Here is a 17131-nt window from a genome sequence, read left to right on the forward strand (position 1 = left end):
ACGATCTGCGGCATAATCGACGCATCGACCACGCGCAGGTTCTGCATGCCGTGCACCCGCCCTTCGCTGTCCACCACCGACATCTCGTCGTTGCCCATCGCGCAGCTGCCGCACGGATGGTAGGCGGTTTCCGCATGTTCGCGGATAAAGGCGTCGATCTGCTCGTCGCTCTGCACCTGGCTGCCCGGCTGCAGTTCTTCACCACAGTAGGCGGCCAGCGCGGGCTGCCGCATAATTTCCCGCGTCAGGCGCACCGCGTTACGGAACTCCACCCAGTCGCGCTCTTCAGACATATAGTTGAAGAAGATTGACGGCGCGGCGTAGGGATGTTTCGAGGTCAGCTTGATACGTCCGCGACTCATCGAGCGCATCGGGCCGACGTGAGCCTGGAAACCGTGCTGTTTTACCGGGCTGCTGCCGTTGTAGTTGATCGCTACCGGCAGGAAGTGGTACTGCAGATCCGGCCAGTCCGGCTTCTCGTCACTGCGGATAAAACCACCGGCTTCAAACTGGTTGCTGGCCCCGACGCCGGTGCCGTTAAACAGCCACTCGGCGCCGATTGCCGGCTGGTTCCACCACTGCAGCGCCGGGTAGAGGCTGACCGGCTGTTTACAGCCGTACTGCATATAGACTTCCAGGTGATCCTGCAGGTTGCGCCCGACGCCCGGCAGCGCGTGGACCACGTCAATATCCAGCTCGCGCAGCCACTCTTCCGGGCCAACGCCGGAGCGCTGCAGGATCTGCGGTGAGTTAATCGCCCCGGCGCACAGCAGCACTTCACGTTTTGCCTGAGCCTGTTCCTGTTTGCCGTGACGCCACCAGCAGACGCCGGTTGCGGTTTTACCTTCGAACAGGATGCGGTCGGTCTGCGCCTGGGTAACGATGGTCAGGTTGCTGCGCTGTTTCGCCACGTCGAGGTAGCCGCGCGCGGTGCTGGAGCGACGGCCTTTTGGCGTTACGGTGCGGTCCATCGGGCCGAAGCCGTCCTGACGGTAGCCATTAAGGTCGTCGGTTTCCGCATGCCCGGCCTGCTTCGCTGCATCGATAAAGGCGCGATACAGCGGATTGTTGCCGCTTTTCGGCGTGGTTACGCTGAGGTAACCCTCGCCGCCGTGCCAGTCGTTAGCGCCGATATCGCGCTTCTCCGCGCGGCGGAAGTACGGCAGGCAGTTAAGGTAGGACCAGTTTTCAAGACCGGGCTTTTTCGCCCAGTTATCGTAGTCCATCGCGTTACCGCGGATGTAGCACATGCCGTTAATCAGCGACGAACCGCCCAGCCCTTTACCGCGGCCGCACTCCATACGGCGGTTATCCATATGTGGTTCCGGATCGGTTTCAAAGGCCCAGTTGTAGCGTTTACCCTGCAACGGGTAAGCCAAAGCGGCTGGCATCTGGGTACGGAAGTCCCAGCGGTGATCTTTACCGCCGGCTTCCAGTAACAGTACCGATACGTCAGCATCCTCGGTCAGCCGCGTTGCCAGCACGTTCCCTGCGGAGCCGGCACCAATAATGATATAGTCGAATGTCTGCATGATTCCTCCTGGAATGTTCCGCGGCGCAAGCGCCGCGGCAGAAAATCAGAATGCGGATGGATAGTCGCCCATCTCGATCAGAACCGATTTGGTTCGCGTATAGTGGTGCAGCGTCTCAAGGCCATTTTCACGGCCAATACCGGACTGCTTATAGCCACCGACCGGCATCGGAGCCGGCGATTCACCCCAGCTGTTCACCCAGCAGATACCGGCTTCAAGCTGATGAATAACCCGGTGCGCACGGTTCAGAGACTGGGTAAACACGCCGGCCGCCAGGCCATATTCGGTGTTGTTCGCGCGTTGAATGACTTCTTCTTCGTCATCGAACGCCAGGATGCTCATTACCGGCCCGAAGATCTCCTCCTGCACGATGCGCATATCATCACGGCAGTCGGTAAACACGGTCGGTTCTACGTAGCAGCCTTTCGCCAGCGGGCCTTCGGTGATGCGGGAGCCGCCGGACAGCACGCGTGCGCCCTCCTGTTTGCCGATCTCAAGGTAGGAAACCACCTTGCGGCAGTGGGTTTCGCTGACCAGCGGACCAAAGTTCACCGCCGGATCGCGCGGGTCGCCGCAGTGGATGCCGGCCATTTTCTCCGCCAGGCGTTTTTCAAAGGCCGGCAGCAGCGAGCGCTGCACGAAGACGCGGGTGCCGTTGGTACAGACCTGGCCGCTGCTGTAGAAGTTCGCCATCATTGCGCCGTCGACCGCCCGTTCCAGTTCGGCATCGTCAAACACGATCAGCGGTGATTTGCCACCGAGCTCCATGGTCACCGACTTCAGGTTAGCCAGCGCGGCGTCAGCCATCACCCGCTTGCCGGTGTTCACTTCACCGGTAAAGGAGACCTTGGCGATCCGCGGGTGCTGGCTCAGCCCCTGACCCACGCTACCGGCACCCTGCACCACGTTAAACACGCCATCAGGCAGGCCGGCTTCGGTGAAGATGCGCGCCAGCTCGAGCACGCTCAGCGGCGTCACTTCGCTTGGCTTGAACACCATCGCGTTACCGGTGGCCAGCGCCGGGGCGCTTTTCCACAGGGCGATCTGGATCGGGTAGTTCCACGCGCCGATACCGGCACAGACGCCCAGCGGTTCGCGGCGGGTATAGACCAGCGCGCTGTCGCGCAGAGGAATGGATTGCCCCTCAACCGCCGTCGCCAGCCCGGCGTAATACTCCAGGACGTCGGCACCGGTAACGATGTCCACCGCCGCCGTTTCGCTAATCGGTTTGCCGGTATCGGCGGTTTCCAGCTCGGCCAGCTGCTGATTGCGCTCACGCAGAATAGCCACCGCTTTTAACAGCACACGGCTGCGCTCAACCGGCGTATAGCCGCGCCAGATGCGCTGCCCGGCCTGCGCAGAGGCAACAGCCGCATCGATATCCTGCTGGCTGGCGCCGGTGATTTCCGCCAGAACCTCGCCGTTGGCGGGGTTGACGGTGGTGAAGATGTCACCCGTCCCTGCAACTTCCTGTCCGTTGATGTATAAACCACGGCGTTGTAAATCGGCCATGTTGCCTCCTTCAGTGGGTGGGTGCGCTGTTCAGCCACAGCGCAAGATTTTGGTAGCAAAGCAGGCGGGCCTGCTGCAGCCCCTGCTCCATCGGCTGAGATGCCAGCGTCATGCGCAGCCAGACGCCGTCGATCACCGCGGCCAGGCTGGCCCCGGCGGCGCGGGCCTGCTCTCTGGGCAGCACCCGACGAAACTGCGCGGTCAGGTTGGAATGCAGACGCCGATCGTTTACCCGCTGTAAACGGCGCAGTTCGGGCTGGTGCAGGCTGTCGGCCCAGAATACCAGCCAGGTTTTCAGCACCGGTACGGTAATCTGGGTGATATCGAAGTTGCCGTCGATAATCGCCCTGATGCGCGCCTCGGCGTCCGGTTCTGCCTGCTGCCGGTGGCGCTCCAGCGCCTGGTAGAGGTCGGCCAGAATCTGGCGCATACAGGCGTCCAGCAGGCCGCTCTTGTCGCCAAAATAGTGGCTGACAATCCCGGTGGAGACGCCCGCCTCGCGGGCAATCAGCGCCAGGCTGGCATCCGCCAGCCCAACCCGGTCAATCACGGTCAGGGTGGCGGTAATCAACTGCGCCTGACGAATCGCTTTCATTCCAACTTTTGGCATCGCTTTATCAATTGTAGCCAGTGAATGAGAACAAGGATAACTTTTTTATATTGAACGTTCAATCAATAAAAATCCAGATGCAGATCTGATGCGCTAAGAAAAGACAAGGATTGTTCAGAGTGCAAGGGAGTCAGGGAGTCTTTTCGCGATCTCCTCCGTTAACCTGAATCGTAGGTAAGACCGGTTAAAGACGGGTGATAAGCCCTGCTCTCATAACATCGCCTTAAAAACAGTGAAAAACAGCCCTGAATATAAGGTAATAATCGCTAAAAACGCGCTTAACTCAGCATAAACTTCTTTCTTCGGGAGTATTATCACAGGTTGATGTGATAAAAATGACACGCTACCCGTCACTAAGATAACCCACCGTTAAGCAAGATTCTGACAACACCGTACAGCGGCATAACGCCATTTTTTCCAGATATAAACCTGATAAACATCTCATTTATAATATTTAAATCTGGCAAACAGCCTGCAGCAGACCCGGCTGCCCGCGGGCGAAAATCTACGCTAACCTGCGTCGTTAAAACTCCTTAACCACACCCAAAAAGCATTAAAATCTATTGCGTTGCTAAAATGACCAGATAAACCCCTTGTGTAACGACTTATTACGCACAGAAAAAAAGCTTGCCTGATGCCACTCGATAAGCGAAATTGTTCAGCGTTTTTCACATCCAATAACAAAAAGGTGAACGTGCCCGGCGCGTTATGCTGACTTAATTCCTGCCACAAAACAGGGTATGACTTTCAGAGGTACGAGTGTCAACTGCAAACAAACAACCCGAGGCGCCAAGCCTCAATGCTTTTAAGCAACCGAAAGCGTTTTATCTGATCTTCACCATCGAGCTTTGGGAACGTTTTGGCTACTACGGTCTGCAAGGGATCATGGCGGTCTACCTGGTTAAAATGCTGGGGATGTCCGAAGCCGATTCCGTGGTGCTGTTCTCCTCCTTCAGCGCGCTGGTGTACGGTATGGTTGCCATCGGCGGCTGGCTGGGTGATAAGGTTCTGGGTACCAAGCGTGTGATCGTGCTGGGTACGCTGGTGCTGGCGCTGGGCTACGGCTTAATCGCCTGGTCGGGCCATAATCTGGCGCTGGTCTATTTCGGTATGGCAACCATCGCCGTCGGTAACGGACTGTTTAAAGCCAACCCGTCTGCCCTGCTCTCCACCTGCTATGAGAAAGACGATCCTCGGCTGGATGGTGCGTTCACCATGTACTATATGTCGATCAACATCGGGTCATTCTTCTCGATGCTGGCGACCCCGTGGCTGGCGGCCAAATATGGCTGGAGCGTGGCGTTTTCACTCTCTTTCGTCGGCATGCTGATCACCCTGCTGAACTTTATGCTATTCCGTAAAGCGGTCAGCGCCTACGGCTCTAAACCCGATTTTGCGCCGCTTAACGTTGGCAAGCTGATCGCTACCCTTGCCGGCGTGGTGGTGCTGATCGTGCTGGCCTCCTGGCTGCTGCACAATCAGGGCATCGCCCGCCTGGTGCTGGCGCTGATTGCCGCCGGTATCGTGCTGGTGTTCTTCAAAGAGGGCCTGGCGCTGAAGGGCGCGGCGCGGCGTAAGATGATTGTCGCCTTCCTGCTGATGCTGGAAGCGATCGTGTTCTTCGTGCTGTATATGCAGATGCCGACTTCGCTGAACTTCTTCGCCATCCGCAACGTCGAGCACAGCATTCTTGGCATCACCTTCCAGCCGGAGCAGTTCCAGGCGCTTAACCCGTTCTGGATTATGATCTTCAGCCCGCTCCTCGCCGCGCTGTACAACAAAATGGGCGACCGCCTGCCGATGCCGCACAAGTTTGCCGTCGGGATGGTGCTGTGCTCGGCCGCCTTCCTGGTGCTGCCGCTGGGGGCCAGCTTCGCCAGCCAGCAGGGCATCGTGTCGGTCAACTGGCTGATCCTCAGCTACGGCCTGCAGAGTATTGGCGAACTGATGATCTCCGGCCTCGGCCTGGCGATGGTAGCGCAATTGGTGCCACAGCGTCTGATGGGCTTTATCATGGGTTCATGGTTCCTGACCACCGCCGGCGCGGCGATGGTGGCCGGTAAGGTCGCCAGCCTGATGGCGGTGCCGGAAGATATCACCGATCCACTGCTGTCACTGCACACCTACGGCGACGTGTTCCTGAAGATCGGTATCGTGACCGGTGCGATCGCGGTTCTGATGCTGTTAACGGCTCCTAAGCTGAACCGTATGACCCAGGGTCAGTAAACGCTGTAAATCACAGGGTGGGCCGCTGAGGCTCACCCTTTTTACGATTAACCACGATCTGACCCTCGCCCCACGCTGACATTTCCCCCCTGCCGCAGTAAGATAAAAACAGTTTACGTCCCCTCATCTCAGGAGAACGCAATGAAGCTGTTCTGTAAGCCCGGCGCCTGTTCGCTGTCCCCACATATTATCCTGCGCGAAACCGGCCTAGATTTCTCGCTGGTCAACGTTGATTTGCAAACCAAAAAGACCGAACAGGGTGAAGATTACCTGCAGATCAACCCTAAAGGGCAGGTGCCCGCTCTGCTGCTGAATGATGGTTCGCTGCTGACAGAAGGCGTGGCCATCGTGCAGTATCTGGCCGATCTGAAAAGCGACCGCCAGCTGCTGGCCCCGGCCGGTAGCCTGACGCGTTATCATACGCTGGAGTGGCTGAACTATATCGCCACCGAACTGCATAAAGGGTTCAGCCCGCTGTTCCGCCCAACCACGCCGGAAGAGTATAAAACCCTTAGCCGCCAGCAGTTGCTGCAAAAGTTCAGCTATGTCAATAACGAACTGAATGAGAAACAGTGGCTGATGGGGCTGCGCTTTACCGTCGCCGACGCCTATCTGTTTACCGTCACCCGCTGGGCGCAGGCGGTAAAACTGGATTTGAGCGGTCTGGATGCGTTAAACGGCTGGTTTGAACGGGTGGCGGCGCGCCCGGCGGTCATGGCGGCACTGAAGGCGGAAGGCCTGAACTGAGTGACGAAAGCCGGGCCCGGATGAATAACGTGCGGATCGGCTGCAGATAGCCAGGCGGAACGGCAGCCGTTGATTAGCGGTTGCTGGTGTGAAGTGACACCGTTGAATCAGATGGCTGTAATCTTCGCGGCTGGCTGTCGTTGAAAAAGGTGGCTGTTATCTTCACGGCTGGCTATCGTTGAGTCAGGCTGCCGTTAACTGCGCGTAGTTAAGCACTGCATCGGGCAGAGCCACGCTGCTCTGCCCTGCTTTAATTACAGCTTCACCGCGGCGAAATGCTGCTGCGGCTCGGCAATCGCCTGCTGGGCTGCCACCAGCTGCAGCTCATACTCACCCATCTGATGGGTTTTCAGCATCACTTCATACACCGCAGCGGTCACGTGCTCCAGCGCCTGCTGTAGCGACAGACCGTGCAGCAGATCCACCAGCAGCAGGCCGCTGGTCAGATCGCCAACGCCGACCGGCTGACGCACGCCAAAGTCGATCAGCGGCCGGCTGATATGCCAGGCTTCATCTTTGGTCACCAGCAGCATCTCAAAGCGATCGCTTCGGTAGCCCGCGCGCGCCAGGTGTTTCACCAGCACCACTTTCGGCCCTTTGGCGATCAGCTCGCGGCAGACGGCCACCGCCTGTTCCGGGTCAGCCACCTCGTGGCCGCTGAGCATCTCCAGCTCCAGCAGGTTTGGCGCAATAATGTCGCTGGCCGGCAGCGAGGCGTTGGCGTGAAACTCCGCCACCCCCGGCGCCACGATGCAGCCCTTCTCCGGGTGGCCCATAACCGGATCGCAGAAGTACCATGCATCCGGGTTGGCCGCCTTGACCATCCTGACGATCTCCAGGATCGCTTCACCCTGTTCGGCCGAGCCGAGGTAACCGCTGAGTACCGCGTTGCAGGTTTTCAGGCGGTCAATGTCGCCGATACCGCGGGCGATATCGGTCAGATGGCTGGCCGGCATTACCGATCCGGTCCAGTGCCCGTACTGGGTGTGGTTGGAAAACTGCACGGTGTTCAGCGGCCAAACGTTTGCGCCCATGCGGCGCATCGGAAATTCAGAGGCGCTGTTGCCCGCGTGACCAAACACGGTGTGCGACTGGATGGAGAGAATATTTTTCATCATCACGACCTTTCTTGCCAATAAAAAAAGCCGGGCGAACCGGCTTCAGAGGGCGAGGCGGGCTCGCCCACACTGTTTTTATTTCCAGCAGACTAAGCTGTAGTTCTTTTTACCGCGGCGCAGCACCGTGTACTGGCCAAACAGGCGGTCGGCGTCGCTGAAACCGTATTCGCTGTTGGTCTGCAGTTCACCGTTGATGCTGACCGATTTGGCGTCGATCAACTTACGCGCCTGGCCACGTGATGGCGCCAGATCGGCGTCAACCAGCGCCTGCTGCAGATCCTGACCGGCTTCCAGCGTCACGCTCGGCATGCCGTCCTGCGCCAGCTGCGCCAGATCCTGTTCGTTCAGTTCCGCCACGCTGCCGGCAAACAGGCTCTGGGTGATACGCTGTGCGGCGGTCAGGCCGGCGTCGCCGTGCACCAGACGGGTAACCAGCTCGGCCAGCACGTACTGCGCACGCGGGGCCTTGCCGCTGTTTTTGTCTTCCTCTTCCAGCGCATTGATCTCTTCAATGCTCATAAAGGTGAAGAATTTCAGGAAGCGGTAGACGTCAGCGTCGGCGGTGTTGATCCAGAACTGGTAGAACTTGTACGGGCTGGTTTTCTTCGCATCCAGCCATACCGCGCCGCCTTCGGTTTTACCAAATTTGGTGCCGTCTGACTTGGTGATCAACGGAACGGTCAGGCCAAACACCTGGTTCTGATGCAGGCGACGGGTCAGGTCGATACCGGAGGTGATGTTGCCCCACTGGTCGGAACCGCCGATCTGCAGCACCACGTTATGGCGCTCGTTCAGGCAGGCAAAGTCATAGCCCTGTAGCAGGTTGTAGGAGAATTCGGTAAACGAGATCCCCTGGTCATCACGGTTCAGGCGCTGTTTGACCGCTTCTTTGTTAATCATCTGGTTAACAGAGAAGTGCTTACCGATATCGCGCAGGAAGGTCAGCACGCTCATGCCGCCAAACCAGTCATAGTTGTTGGCCGCGATAGCGCTGTTTTTCTGGTCGTTGAAGTTCAGGAAGGGTGCAACCTGCTGGCGAATCTTCTCCACCCACTCGTTAACCGTATCGGCGGTGTTCAGCTTACGCTCAGCGGCTTTGAAGCTCGGGTCACCGATCAGGCCGGTGGCTCCGCCAACCAGTGCCACCGGCGTGTGGCCGGCGTCCTGGAAGCGCTTCAGGCAAAGCAAAGGCACCAGATGCCCCAAATGCAAGCTGTCGGCGGTCGGGTCGAAGCCGCAATAGAGAGCAATTGGCCCCTGCGCCAGTCGCTCTGCTAACGCTTCCTCGTCCGTTACCTGGGCGACAAGGCCCCGCTCTTGCAATTGTTTGATCAGGTTACTGCTGGCCATCTAAGACTCCATATAAAAAAAGTCTGCACCTAAGCTGGTACACAGCTTTCCGCTCTGCGCGGAGAGAAAAAATAGGGTTATAGAATAAGGCGCTGGGAGATTGCGATCCAGCGCTTAACGGCATTATTTCGCGTTTTCAGGGTGCAAGGCGGTCAATTTGCCACGACTCGCCACTGCGCTGGTAGAAAAAGCGGTCATGTAAACGGTGAGAACCGCCCTGCCAGAACTCCATCGAGTCAATTTTGATGCGGTAGCCACCCCAGAAGCTCGGCAATGGCACCTCGCCCTGCTGGAATTTTTGCTTAATTTCAAGGAATTTAGCCTCCAGCACGCCGCGGGCGGAGATGCGGCTCGACTGCTTCGATACCCAGGCCCCCAACTGGCTGTCACGCGGGCGGCTGTGGAAGTACTTCACCACCTCAAGCATCGACAGGCGCTCAACGCTGCCCAGCACCATCACCTGACGCTCCAGCATATGCCAGGGGAACAGCAGGCTGATGCGGGGATTTTTCTCCAGATGCTGCGCCTTGCGGCTGCCGAGGTTGGTGTAGAAGACCATGCCCTGCTGGTCAAAGTGCTTGAGCAGCACGATGCGCTGATACGGCTGCCCCTGCTCATCCACCGTCGCCACGCTCATGGCCGACGGGTCCGGCAGCTGCGCGTCTACCGCCTGCTGAAACCACTGTTCGAACAGGGCCAGCGGGTCGGCCGGGAGATCGTTACGGCGCAGTCCGCCACGGGTGTATTCGCGACGTAAATGGGCAATCTGTTGCAGATGATCACTGTCACTCATGGTTCAGGCTTCTGTACTGGCGGGGCACGCGGCCCCGGGGTTAGCAATTAACTGCCGGGCTGCAGCCGACAGTCGTCGATGATAATTTTATCGTTGCGCTCAACGAAGGCGGTGTCGCCTTTCGACCAGAAAACATAGTGGCCGTCGCTGTAGCGGGTGCCGGACGCGGCCACCTGCTGTTTCAGAGTCAGCGGGTTGCCGTCGAGGATCAGGTTAACCTCTTCGCGCGCGCGGTCGAGCTTCACGGTGAGCGGCAGCGTACCGCAGGTGTAATGCAGGGTTTTCACCGGCTGGGATTCGCCGTGTTGAAAATAGCTGCAGCCGGACAGGGTCAACAGCGCCGCCACCATCATTCCGTTCTTCATCGTCTTCTCCTGGTTACGTTAGGTTCACCCGGCAGGGTAAAACGTCCCGTCGGCCGATTGCAATCAGCGGATTGGAGAATTCGCCGGGAAAATGGCTCCGATGATGCTGGCTTCGCGCGCCCCGGTCACCGACGGCAGATTACCCGGTAAGCCGCTCAGCGTGCGCCACGCCAGCCATGCAAAGGCCAGCGCTTCCATGTCATCACCGCTGATGCCGGCCTGGTCGGTGGTATTGACCTCGGTGCCGGTCAGCCGCGCCGCCAGCCGCGACATCAGCAGCGGATTGCGTGCTCCACCGCCGCACACCAGCAGCCGATCGCAGCCGCCGCTGAGCAGCACCTGGTCGGCGATGGAGGCCGCGGTCAGTTCCACCAGCGTGGCCTGCACATCCTGCGCCGCCACGCCGGGAAACGCCGCCAGCTGCTGCTCCAGCCAGCCGGCATTAAAGTATTCACGGCCGGTGCTTTTCGGCGCGCGCAGGGCAAAATAGGGGTCGCGAAGCATCTGCTGCAACAGCGGCTGCACCACCTGCCCGCCGCGGCCCCACTGCCCGTCCCGATCGTAGGGCTGCTGCTGCTGCTGCCAGATCCAGGCGTCCATCAACATGTTGCCCGGCCCGGTGTCAAACCCGCGCAGCGGCTGGTCAGGAAGCAGCAGGGACAGGTTAGCGATGCCGCCAATGTTCAGCACCATCCGCCGTTCGTCCGGGTGCATCAGGATCGCATGGTGGAAGGCCGGCACCAGCGGCGCGCCCTGGCCGCCCAGCGCCATATCGCGACGGCGGAAGTCACCGACTACGGTAATGCCGGTCGCCGCCGCAATCTGGTTATTGTCACCGATCTGCAGCGTATTCGGGGCGTCGCCCTGCGGCTCGTGCCAGACGGTTTGCCCGTGGCAGCCGATGGCGGTGATATCCTCCGCCGTCAGCCGCTGCTGCTTCATCAGCGCCAGCACCGCCTCGGCAAACAGCTGCCCCAGCCGGGTGTCCAGCTGGCCAAGCTGCGAGAGCGTCAGCATCTGTCCCTGGGAGATCGCCAGGATTTGCTGGCGCAGCGCCAGCGGAATCGGATGGCAGTAGCTGGCCTGCTGCGCCACCATCTGCGGGTCAATCGCCGCCAGCACCACGTCCACCCCGTCCAGGCTGGTGCCTGACATCACCCCGATATAACGTCCTGATTTCATACCGTCACCTTACCCGATCATGAGGCCAATAAGTCTTACCGCCAGCGTGACAAAAAACTGCATCCAATTCCATGACTTACTAATGTATTTTTGGAGTTATACCGAATAAATACGCGCCGGTCACAATAATGGCAACGATTGATTTGGCGTTTAACCGCCGCAGGCTAGAGTTTCTTCGCTGTTTTTCAATTCTGATAGTGAGAAACATCCGGCTTGTAACATATAATAAAGCTATCTTCCGCTGCCTGACCTGACCGTTTGCAGCATCTGCAACACATAGGAGTTTTACAATGATGAAGCGTTTTTTGATCGTGGCAGTTGCCGGGATGACGCTGGCTGGCTGTGCGAATAACGACACGCTGTCGGGTGATGTGTACAGCGCCTCTGAAGCCAAACAGGTCCAGAGCGTCAGCTACGGTACCCTGGTTTCCGTCCGTCCGGTGCAGATTCAGGGCGGTGAAGAGAACAATGTGATTGGCGCTATCGGCGGTGCGGTGCTGGGTGGTTTCCTCGGTAACACCATTGGCGGCGGCACCGGCCGCAGCCTGGCTACCGCTGCGGGCGCGGTAGCCGGTGGCGTTGCGGGCCAGGGCGTGCAGGGTTCGATGAACAAGAGCCAGGGCGTAGAGCTGGAAATTCGTAAAGACGACGGCAACACCATTATGGTGGTGCAGAAGCAGGCCGCCAGCCGCTATGCGGTCGGTCAGCGTGTGGCGATGGCCTCTAACGGCAGCCAGATCACCGTCTCGCCGCGTTAAGCTCCCGCTTCGCGTTAAGGATAAGAAAAAACCGGCGGAAGCCGGTTTTTTTTAGTCGTCCCGGCGCTGCAGGTCGACGATGTTTTTTTCCAGCCGGGCAATCAGCGTCACCATTTTTTCAATCTCCTGCTGCGATATGCCGGACAGGATGTCGTCGCGGGTGGCCTCAATCACGCTCTCAACCTGATTGATAATCGGCTCTGCCGTCTGGGTCAAACGAATACGTTTGGCGCGGCGGTCGTTGGCGCAGGTGGTGCGGGTAATCAGCCCCTTCTCTTCTAACTGGTCGAGGGTACGCACCAGCGAAGGCTGCTCAATGCCGATAGCTTTGGCCAGCTGAATTTGCGACTGCTCGGGCGGCAGTTGATGAATGTTGTGCAGGGTCACCCAGTGGGTTTGCGTCAGCTCAAGCGGCTTTAATCTCTGGTCGATCAGCGCGCGCCAGATGCGCACCAGTCGTGACAAATCAGTTCCTAATGGCGTATCCAATTTCAACTCCTTATAATTAGCTTGCTAGCTTTCAAGCCTCATTTTAGTCTATTCTGCGAGTTTACCGCACAAATTACAAATCTATCCCTGGTCGGGTTAGTTCAGAGTAGCGCGGGATTACGGTGACAGTTGAAAAGGATTTATGCGGTGTTCACAGCGTTTACGACAACAGTTTTCCCCCTTAGCGATCTGGTTTTTGGCGCTTCACTCTACTTCCCCCCGCTGTTCAGGGCGGTGCTACTGGGCTTTTTCTTCTGGCTATTGGTACACCCGTTGCTGCGTGACTGGATCTACTCCGGGGAGATCTGGCACCCCACTCTGCTTGACCTCTCGCTGTTTATTCTCTGCGTCAGCGCCGCCCAGTGGCTGCTGCTGAATATCGGATGACAAGATGAAACTCGGCTCACTGAAATACTTTTCGACGCTACTGTTCTTCGCCGCCGCGCTGTGCGCGAGCTGGTGGTTGTGGAACTACTACATGCATTCACCCTGGACGCGGGACGGCAAAATCCGCGTGGAGATCGTCGGTATTGCGCCGCAGGTGGGCGGACGCATCACCGCTCTCCATGTCAGCGATAACCAGTTTGTGCGTAAAGGTGCGCCGCTGCTGACGCTCGATGATACGCCGTATCAGATTGCCCGGGACAACGCGCAGTCACTGCTGGCGAAAGCGCAGGCCGATAATATCAAGGCGCAACACGAAGCTGCCCGCCGCCAGCGCCTGCCGGGCAGCGCCATCTCAGCGGAGGATCTGGACATAGCGAATCTGACCATGCGCAGCAGCGCCGCCGCAGTGAAATCCGCCGCGGCCCAGCTGGCGCAGGCGCAGTGGCAACTGTCGCAGACGCAGCTGGCAGCACCGGCAGACGGCTGGATAACCCGCCTGACCAGCCGGGTCGGCGACTATGCCGCCAGCGGCACGCCGCTGTTCGCGCTGGTGGACAGCCACTCTTTCTACGTGGTGGGCTACTTTGAAGAGACCAAACTGCGCCATATCCATGCCGGTGATAAGGCCACCCTCCGTCTCTACAGCGACGATCGTCTGCTGACGGGCCAGGTTGAGAGTATCGGCCGCGCGATTTATGATCAGAGTGAAGAGAGCAGCAGCAGCCTGGTGCCGGACGTGGAGCCGACGGTGCCGTGGGTGCGGCTGGCGCAGCGGGTGCCGGTGCGCATCCGTCTCACGGCCGTGCCGGCAGACGTCACGCTGGTGGCCGGCACCACCTGCAGTATTGCAATCGGCGACTGACGCGCTGATGCGGCTGAACGGACTCACATGGCGGCAGCTTCCCTGGGTACAGGCGAACCTGGCCCAGTGGCGTTATGCGCTGCGCAACGCCACCGCCATGTGCCTGGCGCTGAGCGTGGCCTATGCGCTAAACCTCGACCAGCCCTACTGGGCGATGACCTCAGCGGCAGTGGTCAGTTTTCCCACCGTTGGCGGCGTCATCAGCAAAAGTCTTGGCCGCATCGGCGGCAGCCTGCTGGGAGCCGCAGCGGCACTGCTGATCGCCGGGCACACGCTGAACGATCCCTGGCTGTTCAGCCTCAGCATCGCCAGCTGGCTGGCGCTCTGTACCTGGGTCGCCAGCCACTACCAGAATAACGTCGCTTATGCTTTCTCGCTGGCCGGTTATTCTGCGGCGATTATCGCCTTTACCACGGTCAATGCCAGCGACACCGCGCAGATCTGGGTCACCACCCAGGCACGCGTCTGCGAGGTGATTTCCGGCATTTTGTGCGGCGGGCTGATGATGATGATCCTGCCCAGCACCTCTGATGGTGATGCGCTGACCCGCTCGCTGCATCAGATGCATGCGAAGCTACTGGAGCATGCCAGCCTGCTGCTGCAGCGGGAAACCACCGAAACGCTGCACCGGGCGCACGAGAATGTCATCGGTCAGATCCTGACCCTCAATCTGCTGCGCATTCAGGCGTTCTGGAGCCACTACCGGTTCCGACGGCAGAATAACGTCCTCAACTACGTATTGCATCAGCAGCTGCGGCTGACCAGCGTGATCTCCAGCCTGCGCCGGATGCTGGTCAACTGGCCCGATCCGCCCGCCGCGCTGTTCAGCGCGCAGCATCAGTTGCTGGCGGAGCTTGCCCGTCCCGATGCCAGTAAATATCGCCTTGCGCAGATCCTGCAGAGTATCTCGCCCACGCAAGCTGACTACCGCTTACAGGCCTTTCACAGCCGCCTGCGCTATTTCTGCTGGCTCTGGCTGGATACCTCACGCTGGCTGCGGCAATTTGAACGGGCTGACGGCCACAGCCGGCTTTCGCCTCCCACACTGCCGGGGCTGGCAAGACGGGCAGACAGCGCGGAGGCCAGCTGGGCAGCGCTAAGAACCTTCTGCACTATCCTCTCCGGCTGCGGTTTCTGGATCGCCACCCAGTGGGATGCCGGTGCCGCCGCGCTGACCCTGGCCGCCATCAGCTGCGTGCTCTATGCCTCGGTGCCCTCGCCGGTTAACAGCGTAACGCTGCTGCTGAAGACGCTTGGCTGGCTGTCGCTGTTCAGCTACGTGATGAAGTTCGGGCTGATGATTCAGATCAGCGTGCTGTGGCAGTTTCTGCTGGTGATGTTCCCGCTGCTGATCCTGCTGCAGCTGCTGAAGCAGCAGCAGAAAAAATATGCCGCTAACTGGGGCCAGTTTATCGTCTTTATGGGGTCATTCCTGGCGGTGGATAATCCGCCAACCTGGGACTACGGCAGCTTCATTAACGATAATCTGGCGAAGATCCTTGGCGTCACCCTGGCGTGGGTGGCGTTTCAGATCCTGCGCCCAAGCTCGGATAAGCGCCGCAGCCGTCGTCATATTCGCCTGCTGCGCCGCGAGTTTATCGATCAGCTCAGCCGCCGGCCGCGCAGCAGTGAAAGCCGCTTTGAGTCGCAGGTCTATTACCGTATCAATCTGCTTAACAGCAGTCGGGATGAACAGGCGCGCCTGTGGCTGCTGCGCTGGGGCGTGGTGTTGCTGAACTGTTCGCAGGTCGCCTGGCAGTTGCGCGACTGGCACGCCGGTTCGCCCGAACTTGCCGCCGTGCGTGACGCCGTGCTGCACGACCTGCGCGAGGTGGTGAGCGAACGCGGGATCCAGCATACGTCACTGAATCAGTCACTGGCGCTGCTGCAACAGCGCATCGTTCGGCTCAGCGCAGCGTCAGATGTGCAGCAGAGAGAGCTGGCCGCCCTGCTGTGGCGGCTGCTCTGCTGCCTGACGCGTCTGCAGACGGTCACCACGCAACCTGTAGCGGACGAAGGGGCCGGAGCCAGCTGACCGATGAACAGAAGTGAAATGGACAGCGGGCTGGAGCCGTAAGCACGGGGCCAGAAGTGCACCTGGCGTTGCAGCAAAGACCGCTCAAGGCCGGGCAGAAGCGAACCGGGCAGTGAGCCGAAGCCGGCTGATCGGTGGACATTAGTGAGCCTGCCGGAGGGATTCCGACAGGCAGCGCCTGGCGTCAGATCACCCCGCAGGCAAAACGGTCACCGCCGCCGCCCAGCGGTTTAGGGTGATCAGCGTGGTTATCACCGCCAACGTGGACCATCAGCGCCTTGCCTTTGATCTCTGCCAGCGATTTTAAACGCGGTGCCAGCACCGGATAGGTGGCCTTACCGTCGGTGGTGACCGTGATCGCCGGCAGATCGCCAAGGTGCCCCTTGCCCCACGGCCCTTCATGCTTGCCGGTGTTCTGCGGGTCCAGATGGCCGCCGGCCGCCCCGGCAGGAACCACCTTGCCGTCGGTGGTTTTGGCGTCACAGCTGCCGTTGGTATGCACGTGGAAGCCGTGGATGCCCGGGGGGAGGCCGTGCAGTTCCGGTGTAAAGGTCAGACCATATTCGGTTTCGGCAATGGTCACGCTGCCAACCGGGCTACCGGGGCCCTGCGGCGTGGCGAGTTTCAGTTCCACGGTCTGGCTGGCCGCCAGCGCGCTGCCGGACAACATCAGGCCGGCGATAATGGCGGGAAGAGTTTTCATAGTGACTCCTTACGGGTTGCGGGCTTGAGGTTAAGCCTGGAAGGTTTTACGCAGGATGCGGTGAATATTGCCAAACTTTACGTGTTTCGGCGCTAAGGCGCAGCCGCAGGGAGTGCGACCAGGCTAAAACAGGTCGGGTTGCCCGGAGGGTTGCGCATCCGGCGTGGTCGGCTTATTGCGCTGGCGCAGCCGCCGCTGATGGCACAGGCGCAGCACGTTACGTTTTTGCGCATCGCTGTACGAGGTCCAGCCGAAGCGCTCTTCACGGCTGCGCAGGCAGCCGCGACAGTAGCCGCGTTCGTCGGCCTGGCAGATGCCGCGACAGGGGCTGGGCACCGGAAACATTTCAATTTGTTCTGCCACCTTCCCTCCCGATTGCATGACTCCTGACTCCAGACTCCAGACTCCAGACTCCAGACTCCAGACTCCAGACTCCAGACTCCAGACTCCAGACTCCAGACT

The 17131-nt window shown here is 59.5% G+C and carries 17 protein-coding genes; 6 read left to right on the top strand and 11 right to left on the bottom strand.

The features are described from left to right. The 3 genes from betA to betI form a co-directional block, all read right to left on the bottom strand. Positions 1 to 1532, bottom strand: a 1532-nt coding sequence (gene betA, locus NV64_RS17785; protein ID WP_101506465.1) for a choline dehydrogenase, incomplete at its 3' end; no start/stop codon positions are given. A gap of 45 nt (positions 1533 to 1577) precedes the next feature. Continuing rightward, entirely contained in the window at positions 1578 to 3044 is a 1467-nt protein-coding gene (gene betB, locus NV64_RS17790) for a betaine-aldehyde dehydrogenase (protein ID WP_056241623.1), read from the bottom strand. A gap of 10 nt (positions 3045 to 3054) precedes the next feature. Continuing rightward, the gene (betI, locus tag NV64_RS17795) at positions 3055 to 3654 is read right to left on the bottom strand and encodes a transcriptional regulator BetI (protein WP_056241625.1); all 600 of its coding nucleotides are present in this window, start codon (positions 3652 to 3654) and stop codon (positions 3055 to 3057) included. A gap of 759 nt (positions 3655 to 4413) precedes the next feature. On the opposite strand from betI, the gene dtpA reads away from it, so the two are divergent. Next, positions 4414 to 5880 (top strand): dipeptide/tripeptide permease DtpA, encoded by a 1467-nt coding sequence (gene dtpA / locus NV64_RS17800; RefSeq protein ID WP_101506454.1) that lies wholly within the window; start codon positions 4414 to 4416, stop codon positions 5878 to 5880. Between the two features lie 141 nt (positions 5881 to 6021). Then, positions 6022 to 6627: a glutathione transferase GstA gene (gene gstA / locus NV64_RS17805; RefSeq protein WP_101506455.1), complete on the top strand. Its 606-nt coding sequence runs from the start codon at positions 6022 to 6024 to the stop codon at positions 6625 to 6627. A 254-nt stretch (positions 6628 to 6881) separates the two neighbouring features. On the opposite strand, the gene pdxY is transcribed toward gstA, so the two are convergent. The 5 genes from pdxY to anmK all read right to left on the bottom strand — a co-directional run bounded on the left by pdxY (position 6882) and on the right by anmK (position 11435). Next, positions 6882 to 7742 (bottom strand): pyridoxal kinase PdxY, encoded by an 861-nt coding sequence (gene pdxY, locus NV64_RS17810; protein ID WP_056241782.1) that lies wholly within the window; start codon positions 7740 to 7742, stop codon positions 6882 to 6884. A 78-nt stretch (positions 7743 to 7820) separates the two neighbouring features. Further along, the gene (tyrS, locus tag NV64_RS17815) at positions 7821 to 9095 is read right to left on the bottom strand and encodes a tyrosine--tRNA ligase (RefSeq protein ID WP_056241634.1); all 1275 of its coding nucleotides are present in this window, start codon (positions 9093 to 9095) and stop codon (positions 7821 to 7823) included. A gap of 136 nt (positions 9096 to 9231) precedes the next feature. Further along, positions 9232 to 9888, bottom strand: coding sequence for a pyridoxamine 5'-phosphate oxidase (gene pdxH / locus NV64_RS17820; RefSeq protein WP_056241637.1), 657 nt, complete (start codon positions 9886 to 9888; stop codon positions 9232 to 9234). Between the two features lie 47 nt (positions 9889 to 9935). Continuing rightward, positions 9936 to 10253 (bottom strand): MliC family protein, encoded by a 318-nt coding sequence (locus NV64_RS17825; protein WP_056241643.1) that lies wholly within the window; start codon positions 10251 to 10253, stop codon positions 9936 to 9938. A 63-nt stretch (positions 10254 to 10316) separates the two neighbouring features. After that, on the bottom strand, positions 10317 to 11435 hold the full coding sequence (anmK, locus tag NV64_RS17830; protein WP_056241646.1) for an anhydro-N-acetylmuramic acid kinase: 1119 nt from the start codon (positions 11433 to 11435) through the stop codon (positions 10317 to 10319). Positions 11436 to 11725: 290 nt separating this feature from the next. Between anmK and slyB the strand changes: the two genes are divergently transcribed. After that, positions 11726 to 12193 (top strand): outer membrane lipoprotein SlyB, encoded by a 468-nt coding sequence (slyB, locus tag NV64_RS17835; protein ID WP_056241650.1) that lies wholly within the window; start codon positions 11726 to 11728, stop codon positions 12191 to 12193. A 51-nt stretch (positions 12194 to 12244) separates the two neighbouring features. Here slyB and slyA read toward each other — a convergent pair whose 3' ends face one another. Further along, positions 12245 to 12682, bottom strand: coding sequence for a transcriptional regulator SlyA (slyA, locus tag NV64_RS17840; protein WP_056241653.1), 438 nt, complete (start codon positions 12680 to 12682; stop codon positions 12245 to 12247). Between the two features lie 147 nt (positions 12683 to 12829). Here slyA and NV64_RS17845 point away from each other — a divergent pair, with 147 nt between their 5' ends. From NV64_RS17845 to NV64_RS17855, 3 genes are read left to right on the top strand one after another with little or no spacing between them, the layout of a single operon-like run. Further along, on the top strand, positions 12830 to 13069 hold the full coding sequence (locus tag NV64_RS17845) for a DUF1656 domain-containing protein (RefSeq protein WP_056241656.1): 240 nt from the start codon (positions 12830 to 12832) through the stop codon (positions 13067 to 13069). Positions 13070 to 13073: 4 nt separating this feature from the next. Beyond that, on the top strand, positions 13074 to 13931 hold the full coding sequence (locus NV64_RS17850; RefSeq protein ID WP_056241660.1) for an HlyD family secretion protein: 858 nt from the start codon (positions 13074 to 13076) through the stop codon (positions 13929 to 13931). Positions 13932 to 13938: 7 nt separating this feature from the next. Next, positions 13939 to 15966, top strand: coding sequence for an FUSC family protein (locus NV64_RS17855; RefSeq protein WP_101506456.1), 2028 nt, complete (start codon positions 13939 to 13941; stop codon positions 15964 to 15966). A gap of 184 nt (positions 15967 to 16150) precedes the next feature. Here the strand turns inward: NV64_RS17855 and sodC are convergent, their stop codons facing one another. Then, positions 16151 to 16669: a superoxide dismutase family protein gene (gene sodC, locus NV64_RS17860; protein WP_101506457.1), complete on the bottom strand. Its 519-nt coding sequence runs from the start codon at positions 16667 to 16669 to the stop codon at positions 16151 to 16153. A gap of 123 nt (positions 16670 to 16792) precedes the next feature. Beyond that, entirely contained in the window at positions 16793 to 17032 is a 240-nt protein-coding gene (locus NV64_RS17865; protein WP_056241671.1) for a DUF1289 domain-containing protein, read from the bottom strand. Between the last annotated feature and the right edge of the window lie 99 nt (positions 17033 to 17131).

The organism is Erwinia sp. B116 (assembly GCF_002865965.1).
In the GTDB taxonomy this organism is placed as follows: Bacteria; Pseudomonadota; Gammaproteobacteria; order Enterobacterales; family Enterobacteriaceae; genus Erwinia.

Excerpts from the sequence above, each read along its gene's own strand:
- betI (WP_056241625.1), bottom strand. The coding sequence starts at position 3,654 with ATGCCAAAAGTTGGAATGAAAGCGATTCGTCAGGCGCAGTTGATTACC.
- betB (WP_056241623.1), bottom strand. The coding sequence starts at position 3,044 with ATGGCCGATTTACAACGCCGTGGTTTATACATCAACGGACAGGAAGTT.
- gstA (WP_101506455.1), top strand. The coding sequence starts at position 6,022 with ATGAAGCTGTTCTGTAAGCCCGGCGCCTGTTCGCTGTCCCCACATATT.
- pdxH (WP_056241637.1), bottom strand. The coding sequence starts at position 9,888 with ATGAGTGACAGTGATCATCTGCAACAGATTGCCCATTTACGTCGCGAA.
- NV64_RS17855 (WP_101506456.1), top strand. The coding sequence starts at position 13,939 with ATGCGGCTGAACGGACTCACATGGCGGCAGCTTCCCTGGGTACAGGCG.
- NV64_RS17825 (WP_056241643.1), bottom strand. The coding sequence starts at position 10,253 with ATGAAGAACGGAATGATGGTGGCGGCGCTGTTGACCCTGTCCGGCTGC.
- tyrS (WP_056241634.1), bottom strand. The coding sequence starts at position 9,095 with ATGGCCAGCAGTAACCTGATCAAACAATTGCAAGAGCGGGGCCTTGTC.
- sodC (WP_101506457.1), bottom strand. The coding sequence starts at position 16,669 with ATGAAAACTCTTCCCGCCATTATCGCCGGCCTGATGTTGTCCGGCAGC.
- anmK (WP_056241646.1), bottom strand. The coding sequence starts at position 11,435 with ATGAAATCAGGACGTTATATCGGGGTGATGTCAGGCACCAGCCTGGAC.
- NV64_RS17850 (WP_056241660.1), top strand. The coding sequence starts at position 13,074 with ATGAAACTCGGCTCACTGAAATACTTTTCGACGCTACTGTTCTTCGCC.
- pdxY (WP_056241782.1), bottom strand. The coding sequence starts at position 7,742 with ATGAAAAATATTCTCTCCATCCAGTCGCACACCGTGTTTGGTCACGCG.
- slyB (WP_056241650.1), top strand. The coding sequence starts at position 11,726 with ATGATGAAGCGTTTTTTGATCGTGGCAGTTGCCGGGATGACGCTGGCT.